19 protein-coding genes and 2 tRNA genes are annotated in these 17,969 nt (G+C 63.7%); 13 read left to right on the top strand and 8 right to left on the bottom strand.

The annotated features are described in order from the left end of the window. The 4 genes from gatB (at window position 1) to AC07NV_RS00355 (ending at window position 3,405) form a co-directional block, all read left to right on the top strand. Window positions 1-1,467, top strand: a complete 1,467-nt coding sequence (gene gatB, locus AC07NV_RS00370; RefSeq protein WP_495164357.1) for an Asp-tRNA(Asn)/Glu-tRNA(Gln) amidotransferase subunit GatB — start codon at window positions 1-3, stop codon at window positions 1,465-1,467. 75 nt (window positions 1,468-1,542) lie between these two features. After that, the gene (locus tag AC07NV_RS00365; protein WP_495164356.1) at window positions 1,543-2,040 is read left to right on the top strand and encodes a hypothetical protein; all 498 of its coding nucleotides are present in this window, start codon (window positions 1,543-1,545) and stop codon (window positions 2,038-2,040) included. Between the two features lie 121 nt (window positions 2,041-2,161). Continuing rightward, window positions 2,162-2,629 (top strand): hypothetical protein, encoded by a 468-nt coding sequence (locus tag AC07NV_RS00360; protein WP_495164355.1) that lies wholly within the window; start codon window positions 2,162-2,164, stop codon window positions 2,627-2,629. After that, the gene (locus AC07NV_RS00355) at window positions 2,626-3,405 is read left to right on the top strand and encodes a hypothetical protein (protein WP_495164354.1); all 780 of its coding nucleotides are present in this window, start codon (window positions 2,626-2,628) and stop codon (window positions 3,403-3,405) included. The genes AC07NV_RS00360 and AC07NV_RS00355 overlap by 4 nt, the downstream gene beginning before the upstream one ends. A 19-nt stretch (window positions 3,406-3,424) precedes the next feature. On the opposite strand, the gene AC07NV_RS00350 is transcribed toward AC07NV_RS00355, so the two are convergent. From AC07NV_RS00350 to AC07NV_RS00340, 3 genes are all read right to left on the bottom strand, one after another. Further along, on the bottom strand, window positions 3,425-4,195 hold the full coding sequence (locus AC07NV_RS00350; RefSeq protein ID WP_495164353.1) for a hypothetical protein: 771 nt from the start codon (window positions 4,193-4,195) through the stop codon (window positions 3,425-3,427). 93 nt (window positions 4,196-4,288) lie between these two features. Further along, window positions 4,289-5,974: an amidohydrolase gene (locus tag AC07NV_RS00345; RefSeq protein ID WP_495164352.1), complete on the bottom strand. Its 1,686-nt coding sequence runs from the start codon at window positions 5,972-5,974 to the stop codon at window positions 4,289-4,291. Window positions 5,975-6,086: 112 nt separating this feature from the next. After that, window positions 6,087-6,284 carry a hypothetical protein gene (locus AC07NV_RS00340; RefSeq protein WP_495164351.1) on the bottom strand — a complete coding sequence of 66 codons (198 nt, stop codon included), beginning with the start codon at window positions 6,282-6,284 and terminating at the stop codon, window positions 6,087-6,089. Window positions 6,285-6,452: 168 nt separating this feature from the next. On the opposite strand from AC07NV_RS00340, the gene AC07NV_RS00335 reads away from it, so the two are divergent. Both AC07NV_RS00335 and tig read left to right on the top strand, forming a co-directional pair. After that, window positions 6,453-6,537 (top strand) — tRNA-Leu (locus AC07NV_RS00335). 88 nt (window positions 6,538-6,625) lie between these two features. Next, window positions 6,626-8,185 carry a trigger factor gene (tig, locus tag AC07NV_RS00330; RefSeq protein ID WP_495165132.1) on the top strand — a complete coding sequence of 520 codons (1,560 nt, stop codon included), beginning with the start codon at window positions 6,626-6,628 and terminating at the stop codon, window positions 8,183-8,185. Between the two features lie 91 nt (window positions 8,186-8,276). Here tig and AC07NV_RS00325 read toward each other — a convergent pair whose 3' ends face one another. After that, a complete protein-coding gene (locus AC07NV_RS00325) occupies window positions 8,277-8,894 on the bottom strand; it encodes a DNA-3-methyladenine glycosylase family protein (RefSeq protein WP_495164350.1) in 618 nt (205 codons plus the stop codon). A 101-nt stretch (window positions 8,895-8,995) separates the two neighbouring features. Between AC07NV_RS00325 and AC07NV_RS00320 the strand changes: the two genes are divergently transcribed. After that, a complete protein-coding gene (locus tag AC07NV_RS00320) occupies window positions 8,996-9,313 on the top strand; it encodes a 2Fe-2S iron-sulfur cluster-binding protein (RefSeq protein WP_487790813.1) in 318 nt (105 codons plus the stop codon). Window positions 9,314-9,395: 82 nt separating this feature from the next. Here AC07NV_RS00320 and rlmB read toward each other — a convergent pair whose 3' ends face one another. Continuing rightward, the gene (gene rlmB / locus AC07NV_RS00315; protein ID WP_495164349.1) at window positions 9,396-10,163 is read right to left on the bottom strand and encodes a 23S rRNA (guanosine(2251)-2'-O)-methyltransferase RlmB; all 768 of its coding nucleotides are present in this window, start codon (window positions 10,161-10,163) and stop codon (window positions 9,396-9,398) included. An 80-nt stretch (window positions 10,164-10,243) separates the two neighbouring features. Between rlmB and AC07NV_RS00310 the strand changes: the two genes are divergently transcribed. Beyond that, window positions 10,244-10,329 (top strand) — tRNA-Tyr (locus AC07NV_RS00310). Between the two features lie 197 nt (window positions 10,330-10,526). Continuing rightward, entirely contained in the window at window positions 10,527-11,723 is a 1,197-nt protein-coding gene (locus AC07NV_RS00305) for a tyrosine-type recombinase/integrase (RefSeq protein ID WP_495164348.1), read from the top strand. 157 nt (window positions 11,724-11,880) lie between these two features. Here AC07NV_RS00305 and AC07NV_RS00300 read toward each other — a convergent pair whose 3' ends face one another. After that, window positions 11,881-12,117 carry a helix-turn-helix transcriptional regulator gene (locus AC07NV_RS00300; protein ID WP_495164347.1) on the bottom strand — a complete coding sequence of 79 codons (237 nt, stop codon included), beginning with the start codon at window positions 12,115-12,117 and terminating at the stop codon, window positions 11,881-11,883. A gap of 407 nt (window positions 12,118-12,524) precedes the next feature. Between AC07NV_RS00300 and AC07NV_RS00295 the strand changes: the two genes are divergently transcribed. The 3 genes from AC07NV_RS00295 (at window position 12,525) to AC07NV_RS00285 (ending at window position 14,192) form a co-directional block, all read left to right on the top strand. Then, complete coding sequence (locus AC07NV_RS00295; RefSeq protein ID WP_495164346.1) at window positions 12,525-12,728, top strand: sigma factor-like helix-turn-helix DNA-binding protein; 204 nt, start codon at window positions 12,525-12,527, stop codon at window positions 12,726-12,728. Window positions 12,729-12,786: 58 nt separating this feature from the next. Further along, a complete protein-coding gene (locus AC07NV_RS00290) occupies window positions 12,787-13,686 on the top strand; it encodes a HEPN domain-containing protein (protein WP_495164345.1) in 900 nt (299 codons plus the stop codon). Between the two features lie 284 nt (window positions 13,687-13,970). After that, complete coding sequence (locus AC07NV_RS00285) at window positions 13,971-14,192, top strand: hypothetical protein (RefSeq protein ID WP_495164344.1); 222 nt, start codon at window positions 13,971-13,973, stop codon at window positions 14,190-14,192. A gap of 48 nt (window positions 14,193-14,240) precedes the next feature. Here AC07NV_RS00285 and AC07NV_RS00280 read toward each other — a convergent pair whose 3' ends face one another. After that, window positions 14,241-14,447: a conjugal transfer protein TraD gene (locus AC07NV_RS00280; RefSeq protein ID WP_495164343.1), complete on the bottom strand. Its 207-nt coding sequence runs from the start codon at window positions 14,445-14,447 to the stop codon at window positions 14,241-14,243. 16 nt (window positions 14,448-14,463) lie between these two features. Next, window positions 14,464-14,961 carry a conjugal transfer protein TraD gene (locus AC07NV_RS00275; protein WP_495164342.1) on the bottom strand — a complete coding sequence of 166 codons (498 nt, stop codon included), beginning with the start codon at window positions 14,959-14,961 and terminating at the stop codon, window positions 14,464-14,466. On the opposite strand from AC07NV_RS00275, the gene traA reads away from it, so the two are divergent. Beyond that, complete coding sequence (traA, locus tag AC07NV_RS00270) at window positions 14,960-17,833, top strand: Ti-type conjugative transfer relaxase TraA (RefSeq protein ID WP_495164341.1); 2,874 nt, start codon at window positions 14,960-14,962, stop codon at window positions 17,831-17,833. The genes AC07NV_RS00275 and traA overlap by 2 nt on opposite strands. Window positions 17,834-17,969 lie beyond the last annotated feature (136 nt).

The following is a 17,969-nucleotide window of genomic DNA, read 5'->3' as shown; positions in this document are numbered from 1 at the left end:
ATGAGCGATTATCGCATCAAGGGCGAAACCGGTGAGTGGGAGGTCGTGATCGGCCTCGAGGTCCACGCGCAGATCACGACCAACGCCAAGCTGTTTTCGGGCGCCGCGACGGCGTTCGGGGCCGAGCCCAATACGCAGGTGTCGCTGATCGACGCCGCGATGCCGGGCATGCTGCCGGTGCCGAACCGCGAGTGCATCCGCCAGGCGGTGCGCACGGGCATGGCGATCGAGGCGGAGATCAACAAATGGTCGCGGTTCGACCGCAAGAATTATTTCTACGCCGACCTGCCGCAGGGTTACCAGATTTCGCAGCTTTATCATCCGCTTGTCGGCGAAGGTTCGCTAACGATCGAGGTCGATGAAAAGGCCGGATTGCCCGAAGCCAAGGTAATCGGGGTCGAGCGTATCCATGTCGAACAGGACGCCGGCAAGCTGATGCACGACCAGCATCCGACGATGTCGTACGTCGACCTCAACCGCTCGGGCGTCGCGCTGATGGAGATCGTCTCGCGCCCCGACATGCGCTCGCCGGCGGAAGCTGGCGCCTATGTGCGCAAGCTGCGCTCGATCCTGCGCTATGTCGGCTCGTGCGACGGCAATATGGAAGAGGGCTCGATGCGCGCCGACGTCAACGTCAGCGTGCGCAAGCCCGGCGACGAATTCGGGACGCGCACCGAGACGAAGAACGTTAATTCGGTGCGCTTCGTGATGGCGGTGATCGAGGGTGAGGCAAAGCGCCAGGTCGAGCTGATCGAAAGCGGCGGCACTGTGGTGCAGGAAACGCGGCTGTACGATCCCGACCGCAACGAAACGCGCTCGATGCGGTCGAAGGAAGATGCGCATGATTACCGCTACTTCCCCGATCCCGATTTGCTGCCGCTGATCCTCGACGATGACTTCCTCGCCGAATGTCGCGACAGCTTGCCCGAACTGCCCGATGCCAAGCGCGCGCGCTATCTCGCGGCCGGGATTTCGCCGTATAACGCCGATGTTCTAACCGCCGAGGTCGAGGCGGCGCGCTGGTTCGACACGCTGCTCGACGCGGGCGTGAAGCCCGTTGCCGCGGCGAACTGGGTCACGAGCGAATTGTTCGGTGCGCTCAACCGACTGGGCCGCGATATTTCGGACTCGCCGGTCAGCCCGGCGCAGGCGGCGGAATTGCTCGGCCTGGTCGCCGACGGCACGATTTCAGGCACCATCGCCAAGGCTGTGTTCGAAAAGATGCTGGAAAGCGGTGATGCCGCAGGCGCGATCGTCGAGCGCGACGGGCTGAAGCAGACGAGCGACACCGGCGCGATCGAAGCCGAAATCGCCAAGATCCTCGCCGCCAATGCCGACAAGGTCGAGCAGTATAAGGGCGGCAAGGAAGCGCTGTTCGGCTTCTTCGTCGGACAGACGATGAAGGCGATGCAGGGCAAGGCAAACCCGCAGATCGTCAACGAACTGCTGAAAAAGGCGCTCGGCTGACGGTGTGTGAGTGATCCAATTCACAGAGAATTCAGAAGCTTCGGTGGCATAGGCACATTCATCAGTGCTTATGTGATGACGAAGGACAGGATGATGATGAAGCGGACTTTGGGTTTGGTTGGTGGTGCGCTCGTGCTGGCGCTGAGTGGCGCCGCGAACGCTGCGCCTGCAGTGAACGACGGCTATGACTGGGTGATGCGCGTCAATGACGAGGAGCGTTCGCAGAGCGCGATCCTTGCCTATGAAGTCGCCGACACCGACGACCAGCCGCTGAACTTCAGCTGCGAGGAAGGCGGCAATCGCATCTTCGCCGGGATTTCGGGTAATTCGCCCGATCTCACGGTGATCAATCTGGCAAGTGGCGATCAGAAACTGCGCCTGACCGGCACAACTGAAGCCGAAGATATTCCCTATTTCTCGTCGGAGGAAATCGCCGGCGGATCGCCCTTTATCCGCGCCTTTGCCGCGAACGGCTGGTTGCGGATGACCGCCAACGGCGCGACGAAGGACATGGCCGGAACCGCAAGCGGCAAGCAGGCGATCGCGCGCTTCGTCAAATTCTGCGCTGGCTGACGCGGCGCGCTACCGGCTGCCCTGAAGCTTTCGGCAAGCGGCCGGAATCGAGGCGTAATCCCGCTTGCGAAATTGCACGGCGCGGCGCATTCAGGGGCGGGTAAGGTTCCGGGGGGCGCCGATGAAATTGCTGTTGTGCATCGCTGCACCGATCGCTGCGCTGGTGCTGGCTTCGCCGGCGGCCGCGCGCGACTATTATTATTTCAACAAGCCCGGGGTCGACCGGCAGGCCTATCTGGATGACCGGCTGGCGTGCGATGCGCTGGCGGGCGGGGTCGCGCGTGTATCGACCAACACCGTCGCGATCGACCAGCAGATCTGGAACAACCGCAATTTGACAATGGGGCAGTCGGCCGCTGCGGCGGGGATCGCAACGCTGATGATCGCGTTGCTCGATGGCGGCGCGAACCGGGCCTTGCAATGGCAGGTCGAGCGCATCTGCCTCGCCGACAAGGGCTATCGCCGGTTCGAAATGGACAAGGCCGACTGGAAGGCGATCGACAAGACCGACGATGTCGCGGCGCGCATCGACAAATGGTTCGCGCTGGCGTCGAGCGAAGCGCCAAAAGGCAAGGAAATGTACGAATGACGGGGATGCGCTTGCCGCTGGCCGCGGCGTTGCTGACGATCGCGCCGGCGGTCGATGCCAAGATCGAGTCGGCGGAGGAAATGCAGGCGGCGAAGGCCTATCTTCTGGTGCAGGTCGATCCGGTCGAGATGAAGCTGCTCGGTACCAACAAGATTACCACGGGTATCCTGTTCGCGCCCTATGACCCGGCGACGAAGCAGGTGCGCGCGGGCGTGATGGCGCTGAAGGACCCGGTCGCAAAGGACGAGAAAAGGCGCCTCTATCTGATCGAGATCGATCCGGGAACGTGGGTGATCGCGGGAACGGGGGCGAGCGGCGCGTCCCTGGGATCGGCCGACACGAGCTTTTCGCTCGGCAGCTATCATTTCGAGGCGAAGGCCGGAGACCTCGTCGACCTTGGCGTTTTTGAGCCGAAGCGCGAGGAATCGGACAACCCCGATACCAAGATGAACGCCGTAAAGCTCTTCGGAGGTCCGCTCTTCGGTGGGCGGGTGGAGCCCGTGCCGAACCGGCTGGCGATCCGGCCGCGGGGCGACGGTGACGTGCCCGTGCCGGGCTGGCTGGCGGCGAAGCCGCTGGTCCATCCGGCGTTCGTCTATGGCGGGACGTTCGGCAACAGTCTGGGCGGGCTCGTCAACCGCGTGGACGGGAAGAATGGGCGAGGGCGGGCCCCGGGCGAGGCGGCCTATCTGTCGAAGCCGGGCCAGCCGCCTGCAACGGCGGCAGCGGACGAAACGGTCAAGGAGCCACCCGCGATGCCGTCTTCGCTTCCCTGATCGCGGGCAGCCGGTCCCGTCAGAAGCGTCGCTGTCCCGCGCCCCAGTCGCCGCTGTCGCACTGGCCGGAGAAGTTGGTGATCGCATTGATTGTAATGCGACCCGACCGGCGATCGACCGTCAGTTTGGGCTTGTTCAGGCCGTTGATCCGGTAGCTCGCGGTGATGCGATCGGGGGTGACTACCAGATTGTCGAGATCCCACCAGCCATGATCGTCGCCGCTGTGGATCGGCGCCACGAGCTTCGGCCCCAGGTGGATGCGGCCCTGATCGCCGTAAAGTTCGATCTGGACATCGCTGGTGAAGCCTTGCGCGCTATTGCCGACCTCGTTGCTCCATTCCCATTTATGATCCCAGGGATTCCATCTGTAGGTCGGCTTGACGTCGACGGTCGGCCGCGTGCCCGCGCCGTAGCAGACGAGGACCAGCGAACCGGGGTCGCGGTATCCCGGCTCGCTGCGCGGAACATCATGGTCGGCGGGCCGGGCATCATCCCGCACATCGGGACCGTTCTCGCAATTGGCGGCGGGAACGGCGGTGATCGCCGAATAGCGGCCGTCCGTCGTCGCGACCGAGATGCAACGGCCGGTGCGGGCGTTCCACCAGAAGACGAAGCGCGTCTCGCCCACCAGGTTCGACATGCGGCTTTCATAGCCGCGCGCTAGCAATTGCGTTTCGCCGCCCGCGCCGCGGGCGCCGACCAGATCGGCAACATCGGGCGCCGACTGCGCGGCAGCACCCAGCGGCAACGCGGCGGCGGCGAGGGCGAGAATGAGGACGGTCGAACGCATGGCGGCGGCTCCTGTTGACGGGCAGACGCCCCGATTAACAGCGAAAAGCTGGAGCCGGAAGCGCGATCTTGCCGCATCTGCGCAAGGCGATGGCTATGGTTTCGGTCGCCAGGCCGAACGCCCCTCTTTGATCGTTTCGAGGACCTTGATGCCCCTGATATTGCCGACGGGCGTCGTCAGCGGATTTTTGTCGAGGATCACGAAGTCGGCGAGCAGGCCAGCCTTGATCCGGCCTTTACGATCCTCCTCGAAGATTTGCCAGGCGGGACCGGTGGTGAGTGCCTGAAGTGCTTCATAGGCGTTCAGGCGTTCGTCGGAGCCGCTGACGGCACCGGTCGGCGAGACGCGCGCCATCGACGTCCAGAGCATGAAGCGCGTGTCGAGCGGGGTGACGCTGTAGTCGCTGTGGTTCGACGGGGTGAGTCCCGTCGCGCGCGCCGAGCGGAACGGGCTGATGAAATCGACGACCTCTGTGGGGAAGTTTGTGCGGTGGACGTCGCCCCAATACCAGCTGTGGTTCGAGAAATAGGCGGGGCCGACGCCGATACGGACATAGTCGGCGAGTTGGTCGCGGCGCTGGAACTGCGAGTGGATGACGATCGGGCGGCGATTGTCGGCGGCCTTGATACCCAGCGCGTCGAAGCCCCGGATCGCCATGTCGATCGCAGCGTCGCCGTTGGCGTGGACGAACAACTGCCAGCCGCGGTCATGGACCTTCTTCGCCTGTGCGATGAATTCGTCTTCGGAAAGCACGGGTTCGCCGTGCCAGGGGTGGTGGCCTTCGGGGCTGCCGCGTTTGTAGTCACGAGTGAAATAGCCGGTGCGGCCCTGCACCGATCCGTCGAGGACAAATTTGATTCCCTGCAGTTTGACGTGGCCCTGATAGCTGCCGAACGTCAGGCCGGGATTGGCGAGCAGCGCGTCGAGACCGGTCGAGAAGGGGAGGAGCGCGAGGTCGATTTTGAGCCGTTCGCGCGCGGGCGCGCTGGTCAGGAAAGCGACGTCGGGGGGCAGGGTGGCACCGTCCTGCGCATGGGTATAGCCCTCGGCAAAATAGGCATTCTGCGCGGCGTCGAGCGCGGCCAGTTTCTGCTCCGCGGTCGGCTGCGGCATTTTTGCGAGCATCAGGAACATCGCCTTTTCGAGCAGCACGCCGTTGAGATCGCCGGCGTCGTGGCGGAGGATCATGCCGCCGGGCGGAACAGGGGTGCTTTCGTCGATGCCCGCGGCTTTGAGTGCGGCGCTGTTCGCGACCGCGCCGTGGAGCGAGACGTGCAGCACGACGAGCGGGCGGTCGGGCGCGACGGCGTCGAGTTCGGCGCGGGTGATGTAGCGTTTCTCGGCAAGATTCTCCTGATCGAATTGCCAGACGGTCGTCCAGCTGCCGGGCTTGGCCGGCGCGCGCGCAATCTGGTCGCGGATGACAGCCTGAACGCCGGGGATATCGGTAACCGGGCCAAGCGATTTGTCGCGCAGGTCGATCCCGCCCGCGCTCATCGTGGCGACCGTGAAGTGCGAATGCGCGTCGATGAAGCCCGGGAGCAGGGTGGCGCCCCCCAGGTCGCGGATCGTGGCGTCCTTGCCCGCGGCCTTGCGCGCCTGTTTTTCGGTACCGGCAAAGGCGATGCGGCCGTCGCGGGTGGCGACCGCTTCGACGGTTTGCGGCGCGTCGCCGTCCATCGTGATGATCGGGCCGCCGCGATAGAGGGTGGCATCCTGAGCTATGGCGGGTGCGGTCGTTGCCAAGAGCAGCGCGACGGCGGCGGTCAATCTTTTCATAAAGTCTCTCCCCTGCGGCGCACCGTGCGGAGGGTGTGGGGAGAGGTCAAGTATCCCTGAGTAATCTAATTATCAGCATACCCGTTCTTGTAGGAATGACGATGATCGGCGATCAAACCTGTTGCGGCGGCATTTCGTCGGGGCCGCGGCCGGGCTGGTCGATATCGCCGCCGCCGGGACGGCCGGGGATTTCGCTGGGCTGGCCCGCGGGGTCTTCGAGCGGGGTCGGCTGGGCGGGGTGCTCAGGCGGTGCCATCGGTTCGATCGTGTCGGGCTTGGGCTTGGGAAGCGGGTCGGTGGCGTTGGTCATTGTCTCTCTCCTTATCTTAACCAACGAACGGCGACGGTGCATGTTCCGCCTGCGAAACAGGGGGCTTTGTGCCCTTGCCCTTGGCCGCGCGTCTGCTATAGCCCCGCGCGGCCCGCACGGGCGTGCGCGGCACCCCGCGCCTATCCGTGCACCCGGCCGAAGCTCTGAGCGGGCGTGGCGGAATTGGTAGACGCGCTGGTTTTAGGTACCAGTATCGCAAGATGTGGGGGTTCGAGTCCCTTCGCCCGCACCACCTTCGCGAGCAGCAGGCCGGGATAGGGAACTTCGCCGCAATGGCTGGGTTCGGATACGAGATTTTGAGCAAGGATAAGACCAAGGCAATGAAGACCGTCGAAACGCTGAACGAAGGCCTGAAGCGCGAATATCGCGTGACCATCACCGCCAAGGATATCGACGCACGCGTCGATGACGAAGTGAAGAGCATGGCTCCGACCGTCCGCATGCCCGGCTTCCGCCCCGGCAAGGTGCCGCCGAACCTGATCCGCAAGATGCACGGCCCGGCGCTGTCGGCCGACGCGCTGAACAAGGCGATCGACGCCGGCGTTCGCGACCTGATGGGCAAGGAAAAGCTGCGCCCCGCGCTGCAGCCTGCGGTAACGCTGGCCGAAGATTATGAAGCGGGCAAGGATGCCGAGATCACCGTCTCGCTCGAAGTCCTGCCCGACATCGAGACTCCGTCGATCGAAGGTCTGAAGCTGGAGCGCCTGACCGTTCCCGCCGACGACAAGGCCGTGATGGCCAAGATCGAAGAATTCGCCGCGCAGATGAAGCGTTTCGAAGACGCGCCGAAGACAAAGAAGGCCGCGACCGGCGATCAGGTCATCATCGACTTCGCCGGCAGCGTCGACGGCGTCGCCTTTGACGGCGGCACCGGCGAGGACATGGCGGTCGAAATCGGTTCGGGTCAGCTGATCCCCGGCTTCGAAGACCAGCTTGTCGGCGTCAAGGTCGGCGACGAAAAGACGGTCAAGGTCACCTTCCCCGACGATTATCCGGTCGCCGATCTGAAGGCTGCCAAGGCCGAATTCGCCGTCACGGTGAAGGAAATCAAGATTCCCGCCGAAGCGAAGATCGACGACGAGTTTGCGAAGACGCTCGGCCTCGAAAGCCTCGACAAGCTGAAAGAGCTGATGAAGGGCCAGGTCGAGCAGGAACTGAACGGCCTGACGCGCACCTATATGAAGCGCAAGCTGCTCGATCAACTCGCCGCCGCGCATGATTTCGACGTGCCGCCGACGATGGTCGAGGCCGAGTTCAACCAGATCTGGCAGCAGCTCGAGCATGAAGTCAGCCACGAGGAAGATCCCGAAGCGGCGAAGGCCGAACTCGAGAACGACCGGGACGACTATCACGCGATCGCAGTGCGCCGCGTCCGCCTCGGCCTGCTTCTGTCGGAAATCGGCCAGGCGCATGGCGTGCAGGTCAGCGGGCAGGAAATGCAGCGTCTGGTCTCGCAGGCCGCGCAGCAGTATCGCCCCGAAGATCGCCAGCGCTTCGTCGAATATGTCCAGCAGGACGCGCTCGCCGCTGCGCAGCTCCGCGCGCCGCTGTATGAAGACAAGGTCGTCGACTTCCTGTTCGAAAAGGCCGAGATCAGCGACCGCGAAGTAACGCGTGAAGAGATCGAAGCCGCGATCGAAGCCGACGACGACAGCGGCCATGTCCATGGTCCGGGTTGCGGCCATGACCACGACCACAAGCCGGCGAAGAAGGCCGCGGCGAAAAAGCCCGCAGCCAAAAAGGCCGATGTGACCGAGGACGCCGCCGAGGCTGCTCCTGCCAAGAAGGCGCCGGCGAAGAAGGCTGCTCCGGCGAAGGCCGCCGAGGACGCGCCCGCGGAAAAGAAGGCTCCGGCCAAGAAGGCCGCGGCGAAGAAATAAGCTTCAGCTGACGCACTACAAAAAGGCCGGGTGGAGAATACTCCACCCGGCCTTTTTGTTTTGGGTTGGGAGGAGGGAGCGCCTCCCGCTCTCAAATCACCTCCATATTATAGCAGTGCCAGCTGAAGATCGCTGCAGCGCCACGGTGCGGGCGCCAGGGTTCGGCGAGTTCGCGCGTCAGTTTCTCGCTCGGGCGCACGCCGAGTTGGAGGATGCGGCCGACGGCTTCCTGAACCGCGAGGTCGCCCGCGGGCCAGATGTCGGGGCGGCCTTCGGCAAACAGCAGATAGATTTCAGCCGACCAGCGGCCGATGCCCTTGACCTTGGTGAGCAGCGCGATCGCGTCCTCGTCGTCGATGGGGAGGGCGTCGAATTTCAGCTCGCCGTCGAGGATGAGCTGCGCGAGGCTTTTGGCATAGCCCTGTTTCTGCCCCGACAGGCCGCATGCGCGGAGCGTGTCGAAGTCGGCGGCGGCAACCGTCTCCGCGGGGCAGCCCTCACCGAACTGCGCCTCCAGCTTGTTCCAGATCGAGTTGGCGGCGGCGACGCTGACCTGCTGGCCGACGATGGTGCGCAGGAGGGTGGTATAGCCCGGCGGGCGGATGCGCGGTTCGGGATAACCGACATTGCCCAGCGCGCGCGCGAAGTCGGGATCGCGTGCCGCTAGCGCGTCGATTCCGCCGTTCAGCTGCTGCTGGCTCAGGTCCATCGCATATTCTCCTTTTGTTCCATCGGTAGCCAATAGCAACGCTTGATTTGCCGCGCAACGCGCGACATAGCGCCAGCGACAACGAAGATATGGGGAAGAGCATGGCCAAGCTGATTGTCGTGACGCGCGACGGGACCGAACATGAAATCGAAGGCGACACCAGCCTGACGGTGATGGAAAATATCCGCGACGCCGGGTTTGACGAATTGCTCGCGCTGTGCGGCGGTTGCTGCTCGTGCGCGACCTGCCATGTCCATGTCGAAGCCGGCGCGACCGACCAGCTGCCCGCGATGAGCGAGGACGAGAACGACCTGCTCGATTCGACCACCGACCGCGATGACAGCTCGCGCCTGTCGTGCCAGCTGCCCTTTACCGATGCGCTGGATGGCCTGAAAATCCGGATCGCCGCGGAAGATTGAGGCCGTGGCCCCCGCAAAGGCGGGCCCCGCTGCAGATGTAGTGTAAGGCCAACTGCGACCCCCGCCTTCGCGGGGGCGACGTTCAGCTTTGGGCCGTCGCCACCGCGTAGAGCGCAACGGCTGCAGCATTGGAAATGTTCAGGCTTTCCATGCGCGGCGAGATCGGCAGCTTGGCCAGCACGTCGCAATGTTCCATGACATTGTGGCGCATGCCGTCGCCTTCGGAGCCGAGCACCAGCGCAACCTTGCTGCCGTCGAGCGTTGAGCCGAGCGTCGTCTCGGTGTCGCCCATCAACCCGATGCGCCAATATTGCGCCTCGGCGATTTCTTCGAGCGCGCGCGACAGATTGACGACGCGGATCCACGGTACGATTTCGAGCGCGCCCGATGCCGAGCGCGCAATGACGCCGCTTTCGGGGGGGCTGTGGCGGTCTTGCGTGATGATCGCGGCGGCATCGAACGCGGCGGCCGAACGCAGCACGGCGCCGATATTATGCGGATCGGTGACCTGGTCGAGGACGACGAGCGGGCGCTTGCTGTCCGCGTCGACCTCGGCCTGCAGCAGATCGCCAAGAAACACGTCCTCGAGCGGATCGACTTCGATCACCAGCCCCTGATGCGGCGCGTCGCGGGCGACGAGTCGCGCGAGGTCGGTGACCTCGGCGTAGGAGATGGGAATCACCGGTGGCAGGTCGAGCTGGCCGAGCGCTTCGCGGGTACCCCAGATGCGCTTTACGGTGCGTTCGGGGTTGGCGAGCGCAGCCAGAACGGCGTGGCGACCCCAGAAGCGAATGGCTTGCCCGCGCGAGTTTTGGCTGGCGGGGCGGCGATGACGGGAAAATTGTCTCATAACGCCGCGCCTTTCCCATGACTGGCATTGACAGGCAAGCCTCGTTTCGCCATTGGACCGCTTCCCAAAGCGGACCCCATGGACAGGTGGCCGAGTGGTTAAAGGCAGCAGACTGTAAATCTGCCCGGGTTTCCGTACGCTGGTTCGAATCCAGCCCTGTCCACCATCCTCCCATCCGAGGATGTCCCCCAAACCCCCTAGAAATGGCAGAAAACCTAGCGTATTATCGCTGGGTTCGGTCCTCTGCATCCCATTCCATTTCACTGCAGCTCGGCAAAAACTGTGGGGGGAATGTGGGGGAAGATTTTTTGACCCTCCAGAATCGGCCTCCCAAGTGTGGGGGTAAAAATATGGGGTAACCCTATGAAAAAGCTCACAGCTTTGGCAATTAAGGCAGCTTTGGCGAATCCTGGTACCTATCAGGACGGCGACGGGCTGTTTCTGAAGGTCGACAAGCGAGGCGGCGCCTCTTGGCTGCTGCGCCTGCAACGCGACGGCAAGCGTCAGGACATCGGCTTGGGCAGCGCGAAGTTGCTCCCCCTCGTGGAGGCTCGGCAGAAAGCCTATGAACTTCGCAAGGCCATCAAGATCGACCGTCGCGATGTGCTGGCCGAAAGGAAAGATGAAGCGGCGGCCAAGGTGACGTTCCGCGACGCAGCGCGTCAATATCATGCAGAGAATGCGGGGGGCTGGAAAAGCGCCATTTATGCACGCCAATGGCTTGCCAGCCTCGAAAGCCACGCCTTCCCGAAGCTGGGCGATGTGGCAACCGGAGGAATCGCCGCGGCGGATATCATCGATGTGTTGTTGCCGATTTGGCAGGAGATCCCCGAAACGGCGCGTCAGGTACGCAACCGGATCTGCGTCGTTCTGGACTATGCGCACGCGAAAGGCTGGCGTTCCAGCGAAGCTCCGTCAGGCAATGGCAGCTTGAAGGCGGGGCGCGGATTGCCCCGGCAGGTGAAGTCGCGAGAGAATCGCAAAGCGATGCCTTACACCGCGCTTCCCGCCTTCATCGCCGCTTTGCGACAAAAGCCTGCTTTTGGCCGACTTGCGCTCGAACTGCTCATCCTGACGGGTATACGCAGTCAGGAGGTTCGGCTTGCGACATGGAGCGAGTTTGATTTCGAGGGGCGACTTTGGGTCATTCCTGCCGACCACATGAAGCGGGGTAAGGCACACATGGTCCCGCTGTCCGATGCGGCTCTCGCGGTATTGGCCAAAGCAAACGCGTTTCGGCTTCCGGACACGGATGTCGTTTTTCCGGGCGTGGCTGGAAAACCAATGTCCGACATGACGCTGTTAAAGGTGCTGCGCGATATGAAGCAGCCTTTCCATGTCCATGGCTTTCGTTCCACATTCACCGACTGGGCGGCCAACGAAGAGTTCGCCGACGCCGTGGTAGAGGCCGCGCTGGCTCATAAGACACCCGACGCTGTGCAGGCGGCCTATCGCCGCACAACCTATCTTGGCACGCCAAGCCAGCCCGGCGCACGCGTCAAACTGATGGAGGCGTGGGGGAGCTATTGTGCCGGCGGGCTGCCGGATCAAAAAATATAGTGGGACCAGTGGAAATGAGCACGGCCTAAATTGAGCGCACACTGGCGGCGTCGAACTGCCGCCGGTCGCATCTTTGCACGGTGGACCGCGCCGCGCTCTTGGCCGGAGCAGCGGCCAAGCCCATTTGCGGCGCGCGGGGCTTTGCCATGCTTCATCCTTATGCAGCCGCGCGCGGCAGGTCGGCCACCGTGAAGGTCATCGGGTTGTTCAGCCACAGGGTGACCTCGGACTCGCGCCAGCCGCAGCAGCGTTCAGCGAGCTTGTACTGCGGCGGGAACGTGCCAGCCTGGATTTTCCGGTAGAGCGTTGCCCGGCTTAGGCCCGTGCGATCGAGGACGGTGGTGAGGCGAAGAAAACGGTCGGTCGGTTGCGATGCCATGGCGATATTCTCCATTTTCCGGTGTGTCGTGGCGCTTCCCACGCCAGCCATGCAAAAACCGGCCTTCCGATCAATGTGGTGAGACGAGCGGGCGGCGCTCGCCGCCCTGTGGCGCCTGATCGCGCGCCAAGAGCGTACCCCGACCTTGGGTCGGGGATGCGGTCGCCGCTGCGCGGCGGCGTGCTGCGTTCCGGCCTGGAGCGTGCCGGTGGGCGTCATCCGCCTCTATCCCCGCCCGGACGCGCCGCAACCCGCTACGCGGGTCCTCCATTGCATTGCGGTCCTTGCGGATGCGGCCCGCCCGCTGACGCGGGGCTGCCGGCTCCTTCCTGCCGCCCACCGCCGCCCCTCCCGGGGCCGGGGTGCGGTGTTGGAGGAGGAGAAGGCACATGCAACAGGATCGGCTTCGGCGTCGGCGCATAATGCGCGCGATCCGCCGGATGTGCGGTATCGAGCGCAACATCTTTCTCGCGGTCCGGGTCGACGACATGGGCTATGATGCGATCGCCGCGCGGTTTGGCATCAGCGTCGCCGAGGTCGAGCGCCACTTCGCGGAGAGTCTGGGCACGCTCATACAAGCAATGCAGGAGAAGAATCCATGGTGGTGGCGCTTTTGGCCGTGGTGATCGACCGCTTGCCGGATCACACTTGCCATCCGTCCCAAGCGCTTACAGGGTGAGCAGGATGCGAACCGGTCTCGATCATCTTCCCGAAAGCAAGCGCGCCGAGCTTGCGCGCATCGTCGAAATCCTGTTCGCCGAATTCGAGGATGCGACTGCGCTCGCCACCCAAAAGTGGAAGAAGCAGGGCCGCATCCTCAAAGTCATTCTTTACGGCAGTCACGCGCGGGGCGACTGGGTCGCCGATCCCAAGGGCGGCTATTATTCGGATTATGATATCCTCGTCGTCGTCAACGACGAGCGGCTCACCGACCCGGTCGAATATTGGTACAAGGCCGAGGACCGGTTCCTCCGCGATTATGGCGTGACGAAGAAGCTGTCGGCGCCCGTTGGCCTAATCGTCCACAGCCTGACCGACATGAACCAGCAGCTATCGCGCGGCCGGCCTTTCTTCATCGATATCGTCCGCGACGGGATCGTGCTCTACGAACTGGGCACGCAGGCCTTCGACATGCCGAAGCCGCTGTCGCCCGAAGAGGCGAGGAAAGAAGCTCAGGCCTATTTCGATAAGTGGTTCACCAGCGCTGATGATTTCCTTGAGGCTGGGAAGTTTATGATTTCCCGAGGCTCTAACAGTCTCGCTGCTTTCCAGCTTCATCAGGCGACCGAGCACTTCTATCATACGGTTTTGCTGGTCCTGACACTCTACAGCCCGAAGTCGCACAAGATCAAATTCTTGCGCGACAAGTCGGAAGATATCGCGCGCGACCTGATCCCGATCTGGCCGCGCGACAGCAAGTTCGCGCGGCGCTGTTTCGAGCTTTTGCAACAGGCTTATGTCAATGCGCGCTACTCGCCGCACTACAAGATCACCGGACCCGAACTCGAATGGCTCGTTGAGCGCATCGAACTGCTCCAGGCTGAAGTGAAGGCTATTGCAGAACGCTGCTTGTCCTTACTCTGACAGCTTGCACGGGACGTTTTTTAGCGCGAAGACCTAATTTCCTGACAGCTGCCTGCCCGACATCCGCAGGTAAAAAGGGGTGAGTTATTCGCACGACCCCACGGTTGGGTACAAATTTTGAAATATAGATGTTGACAGAATCACCGGCCGGACCGCACTCCAGCCCGGAGGGCTTCTCCTCACGTATCACCCAAATGACGCAAGCCGAATGGCGCGCAATTTTTTGGCGATGAATCCGTGAGGCGAGAATGCAGAACAAGCCAGTTTCCCCTATCGATGAGCGCGTGCCGATCGATCCCGACGATCGGCCGATGATGAATCAGCACGAGGCCGAGACCGTCCAGTTTCTCGCTTTGCTCGAATTGCGTCGTCCTGTGCTGGCGACGATCCTTGCACTATGCCGCACACCATTTGCTCTTCGCGCGCTTTCGGTCATCGCGGCGATCCTTTTGGTCCTGCTCGACGTTCCCCGGCAATCGATCCGCGCGCTGCTGAGTGTCCTGTAGAATTGGTCGCGCTGGTGGCGGCTGCTGCCAACCAAATTCGCCTCCTAGCTAGACAGGCAGTTCGAACTGGCGTCGACCGCGCCGTCTCCACAGAATGATCTGTTGTTCACGCGCCTCGCCGCGCAGCTTCGCGGCGGCTTCGACGAGCAGTCCGAGGATGACGGCACGATCGTCGTTGGTGATCTCGATCAGATCGGCCTTGGCGATGAGCCCGCCGAGCTCAATCAGCTGGCGCGTGCGTTCGCGGCGCTTCACTTGCCACTCGCGCTTATCATGCCGCGCCGCCTTCGCCTGAAGGCGATTGCGAGCCTGCGTTACTCGCCGGTGCGCCGCTCGCGTTGCGGCCAGCGCCTTTACGAGTGCGGGCGCCGTCGCCACGAAAGAAGGCCACGCCGCTTTTGCGCCACGCCTCCTTCCGACTGGCGTCGGCCTTGACGGCATCGAGCAACGCGCCAGCAAGCTGCTCGATCGACAGGCCGTCGGCGCCGGTCGCGATCACCAACTCGCCGAGCTGGCATTGCTTTCGTGTCTTAAGCGCCTTCGCCTTGTCGGTGAGCGCCTGAAGTTCGGCGTCGAAATCACGAGGTTTGCGCATTGTCTGTCCTTCCTTGTTTGAGGGCCGGACGAACCAGCTATGGCAAGTCTCGCCGCCCGGCAAGGCGCTGAAATCTAACGAGACGCTGCGATCCCGAGCGCGATGAAATCGTGTGAGGGCGCGCTTATACGTCGTGCCGACGTGCCCGTTTTGCCGTAAATGGTACGCCGTCATGGCGATCTACCATTTCTCGGCAAAAGTCATTTCCCGCGCTGTCGGCAGCAGCGCGGTCGCGGCCGCCGCCTATCGCTCGGCCGACCGGCTGCACGATGAGCGGCTCGGTCGTGCCCATGACTTCTCCAACAAGGCGGGCGTCGTGCATAGCGAGGTGCTGCTTCCCGAGGGCGCCGACGAGCAGTGGCGCGATCGCGAACGGCTCTGGAATGATGTCGAGGCGGTGGAGATCCGCAAGGACGCGCAGCTGGCGCGCGAGGTCGAGTTCGCGATCCCCCGCGAGCTGACCGAGGAACAGGGCATCGAGCTGGCACGTGATTTTGTGCAAGCCGAGTTCGTCGACCGGGGCATGATCGCCGACCTCAACGTGCATTGGGACATCGGCGCCGACGGGCTGGCGAAGCCGCACGCGCATGTCATGCTGACGATGCGCGAGATCCGCATTGGCGAAGATGGCAGCGCCGAGTTCGGCGCGAAGGTGCGCGACTGGAACCGCACCGAGCTTCTCACCCATTGGCGCGAAGCCTGGGCAGCCCATGTCAACGAACGGCTTACCGCGCTCGATATCGGCGCGCGTGTCGATCACCGGACTTTGGAAGCGCAGGGCATCGACCTCGAACCGCAGCACAAGATCGGCCCGGCCGCCTCGCGCATGGCGGCGCAGGGGCTCGATTGCGACCGGGCTGGCGAGCATCGCGAGATCGCACGAGCTAACGGCGCGAAGCTGCTCGCCGACCCGGCGATCGCGCTCGACGCGATCACCCATCATCAAGCGACGTTCACGACCCGCGACCTTGCGATGTTCGTACACCGTCACAGCGACGGCAAGGAGCAGTTCGACGCGGTGATGTCGGCGATAAAGGCGTCGCCCGAACTGGTTCCGATCGGCAAGGACGGGCGAGGCGAGGACCGGTTCACATCGCGCGCGATGATCGAGACCGAAGAGCGGCTGGAACGCGCGACGGCCAGGCTCGATGCCCGCCGCAATCATGCCGTCGCCGACCGTCATCGCGGGCTTGCCCTGGACCGCGCGCGACAGCGCGGCCTTGATCTGTCGATCGAGCAGCGCGGCGCGCTCGAACACGTGACCGGCGCGCGCGGGATCAGCAATGTCATCGGCTATGCCGGGACGGGGAAGAGCGCGATGCTCGGCGTCGCGCGCGATGCCTGGGAGGCGGCGGGCTATCGGGTGCAGGGTGCAGCCTTATCGGGTATCGCTGCGGACGGGCTCGAACTGGGTTCGGGCATCGCCTCGCGCACGCTCGCGAGTCTTGAGCATCAATGGGCGAATGATCGCGAACGCCTGACCGACCGGCATATCCTCGTCATCGACGAGGCGGGAATGATCGGGACACGCCAGTTGGAGCGGATCGTCGGCGAAGCCGAGAAGCGCGGCGCCAAGGTCGTGCTCGTCGGCGACCCCGAACAGTTGCAGGCGATCGAGGCGGGCGCAGCGTTCCGTGCGACCGCAGAGCGGCACGGCGCCATCGAGATCATGGACATACGGCGCCAGCACGAAGAATGGCAGCGGCTTGCGACGTGCTGGCTGGCGACCGGACGGACCGATGAAGCGCTCGCGGCTTATGAGCACACCGGCCATGTTCATGCCACGGCCACGCGCGCCGACGCACGCGATGCCCTCATCGACCGGTGGGACCGCGAGCGCATGGCGCGGCCCGGCGATAGCCGCATCATCCTCACCCACACCAATGACGGGGTTCAGGCGCTCAATATGGCGGCGCGCGCGCGAATGCGCGATGCTGGCGCGCTTGGCGCCGACGTCGCGCTCAGAGTCGAGCGCGGCGACCGCATGTTCGCTGCCGGTGACCGCATCATGTTCCTGAAGAACGAGCGCGGCCTTGGCGTGAAGAACGGCTCGCTCGGAACGGTGGGTCAGCTCGATGCGCTTCGTATGTCGGTGCTGCTCGACGACGGTCGCAACGTCGCGTTCGACCTCAAAGATTATACCCATATCGATCATGGTTATGCGGCGACGATCCACAAGGCGCAGGGAATGACGGTCGATCGCACCCATGTGCTCGCGACGCCGGGCCTCGACCGGCATGCGACCTATGTCGCGCTGTCGCGGCATCGGGACCGAGTCGACCTTCACTATGGCCGCGATGATTTTGCCGACCGGTCAAAGCTTGCGCGCGCGCTCGGCCGCGAGCGCGGCAAGGACATGGCGAGCGATCATCGCGAACGCACGGTGCCGGCGCCGCAAACGAAGCGGCGCGACATATTTGCCGGTTTGAAGCTCCGTCCACCTGCCGAGCCGGTGAAGGCGCCGCCGCCGCCGAAAGCAGAACCGAGGCTCGATCCCTCCAGCCCTGTGCTCGGCGCTGCGGTGACGCGCCATGCCGGGATCGTCCGCGAGTTGCTGTTCGCGCAGTCGATCGGCGAGCCGGCGACGCCTGCGCAGAAGGCGTTGCTCGCGGAAAGCCGAAGGGTGCTCGATACGCTGCATCCTCAGGGTGCCGTTCACCTCGAAGGAGCGTTCGGGGCCGATCGCTCGCACATATCCGAGGCGATCAACGGGCGGACGCAGGCGGCGATCCGGGCGATGCAGCTCGAAGCCGACATGGCGAGGGACCCAACGCTTCGGGCCGATGTGTTTGTGCAGCGGTGGCAGGCACTCGATCGCACGCGGCGTAGATTGCTCGCCGACTACGAGGAGAACCGGGCCTACAAGGTCGCTGACCGGATGATCGGGATGGCGAAGAGCCTGGAGCGCGACCCGCAGGTCGAGAGCATCCTGCGCAACCGCAAGCAGCAACTTGGGCTGCCTCCGGTTATCGACCGCAGCGTCGGACAGGCCCTTGCCGAGATGATGGGGCGAGGCCGCAACAGAGAGCTCGGGATCGGGATGTGAACCGGCGGCTTTGCGCCCCATATCGGTCTTTCAATCGTCGTTTTCTAAACTCTAAAAGCAGAAGTTCGTTCTGCCGCTAATAATTTTGCTCGATTGTTGGGGAGGCGAGCCGGTGCCCATTGGGACGCATCGCTCG

Source organism: Sphingopyxis sp. GW821-FHT10B01, assembly GCF_059415685.1.
This window is presented reverse-complemented; position numbering and strand designations above follow the sequence as displayed.

Excerpts from the sequence above, each read along its gene's own strand:
- AC07NV_RS00305 (WP_495164348.1), top strand. The coding sequence starts at position 10,527 with ATGAAAAAGCTCACAGCTTTGGCAATTAAGGCAGCTTTGGCGAATCCT.
- rlmB (WP_495164349.1), bottom strand. The coding sequence starts at position 10,163 with ATGAGACAATTTTCCCGTCATCGCCGCCCCGCCAGCCAAAACTCGCGC.
- traA (WP_495164341.1), top strand. The coding sequence starts at position 14,960 with ATGGCGATCTACCATTTCTCGGCAAAAGTCATTTCCCGCGCTGTCGGC.
- AC07NV_RS00295 (WP_495164346.1), top strand. The coding sequence starts at position 12,525 with ATGCGCGCGATCCGCCGGATGTGCGGTATCGAGCGCAACATCTTTCTC.
- AC07NV_RS00345 (WP_495164352.1), bottom strand. The coding sequence starts at position 5,974 with ATGAAAAGATTGACCGCCGCCGTCGCGCTGCTCTTGGCAACGACCGCA.
- AC07NV_RS00365 (WP_495164356.1), top strand. The coding sequence starts at position 1,543 with ATGACGAAGGACAGGATGATGATGAAGCGGACTTTGGGTTTGGTTGGT.
- AC07NV_RS00320 (WP_487790813.1), top strand. The coding sequence starts at position 8,996 with ATGGCCAAGCTGATTGTCGTGACGCGCGACGGGACCGAACATGAAATC.
- AC07NV_RS00325 (WP_495164350.1), bottom strand. The coding sequence starts at position 8,894 with ATGGACCTGAGCCAGCAGCAGCTGAACGGCGGAATCGACGCGCTAGCG.
- gatB (WP_495164357.1), top strand. The coding sequence starts at position 1 with ATGAGCGATTATCGCATCAAGGGCGAAACCGGTGAGTGGGAGGTCGTG.
- AC07NV_RS00360 (WP_495164355.1), top strand. The coding sequence starts at position 2,162 with ATGAAATTGCTGTTGTGCATCGCTGCACCGATCGCTGCGCTGGTGCTG.
- AC07NV_RS00340 (WP_495164351.1), bottom strand. The coding sequence starts at position 6,284 with ATGACCAACGCCACCGACCCGCTTCCCAAGCCCAAGCCCGACACGATC.
- AC07NV_RS00355 (WP_495164354.1), top strand. The coding sequence starts at position 2,626 with ATGACGGGGATGCGCTTGCCGCTGGCCGCGGCGTTGCTGACGATCGCG.
- AC07NV_RS00300 (WP_495164347.1), bottom strand. The coding sequence starts at position 12,117 with ATGGAGAATATCGCCATGGCATCGCAACCGACCGACCGTTTTCTTCGC.
- AC07NV_RS00290 (WP_495164345.1), top strand. The coding sequence starts at position 12,787 with ATGCGAACCGGTCTCGATCATCTTCCCGAAAGCAAGCGCGCCGAGCTT.
- AC07NV_RS00350 (WP_495164353.1), bottom strand. The coding sequence starts at position 4,195 with ATGCGTTCGACCGTCCTCATTCTCGCCCTCGCCGCCGCCGCGTTGCCG.
- tig (WP_495165132.1), top strand. The coding sequence starts at position 6,626 with ATGAAGACCGTCGAAACGCTGAACGAAGGCCTGAAGCGCGAATATCGC.
- AC07NV_RS00275 (WP_495164342.1), bottom strand. The coding sequence starts at position 14,961 with ATGACGGCGTACCATTTACGGCAAAACGGGCACGTCGGCACGACGTAT.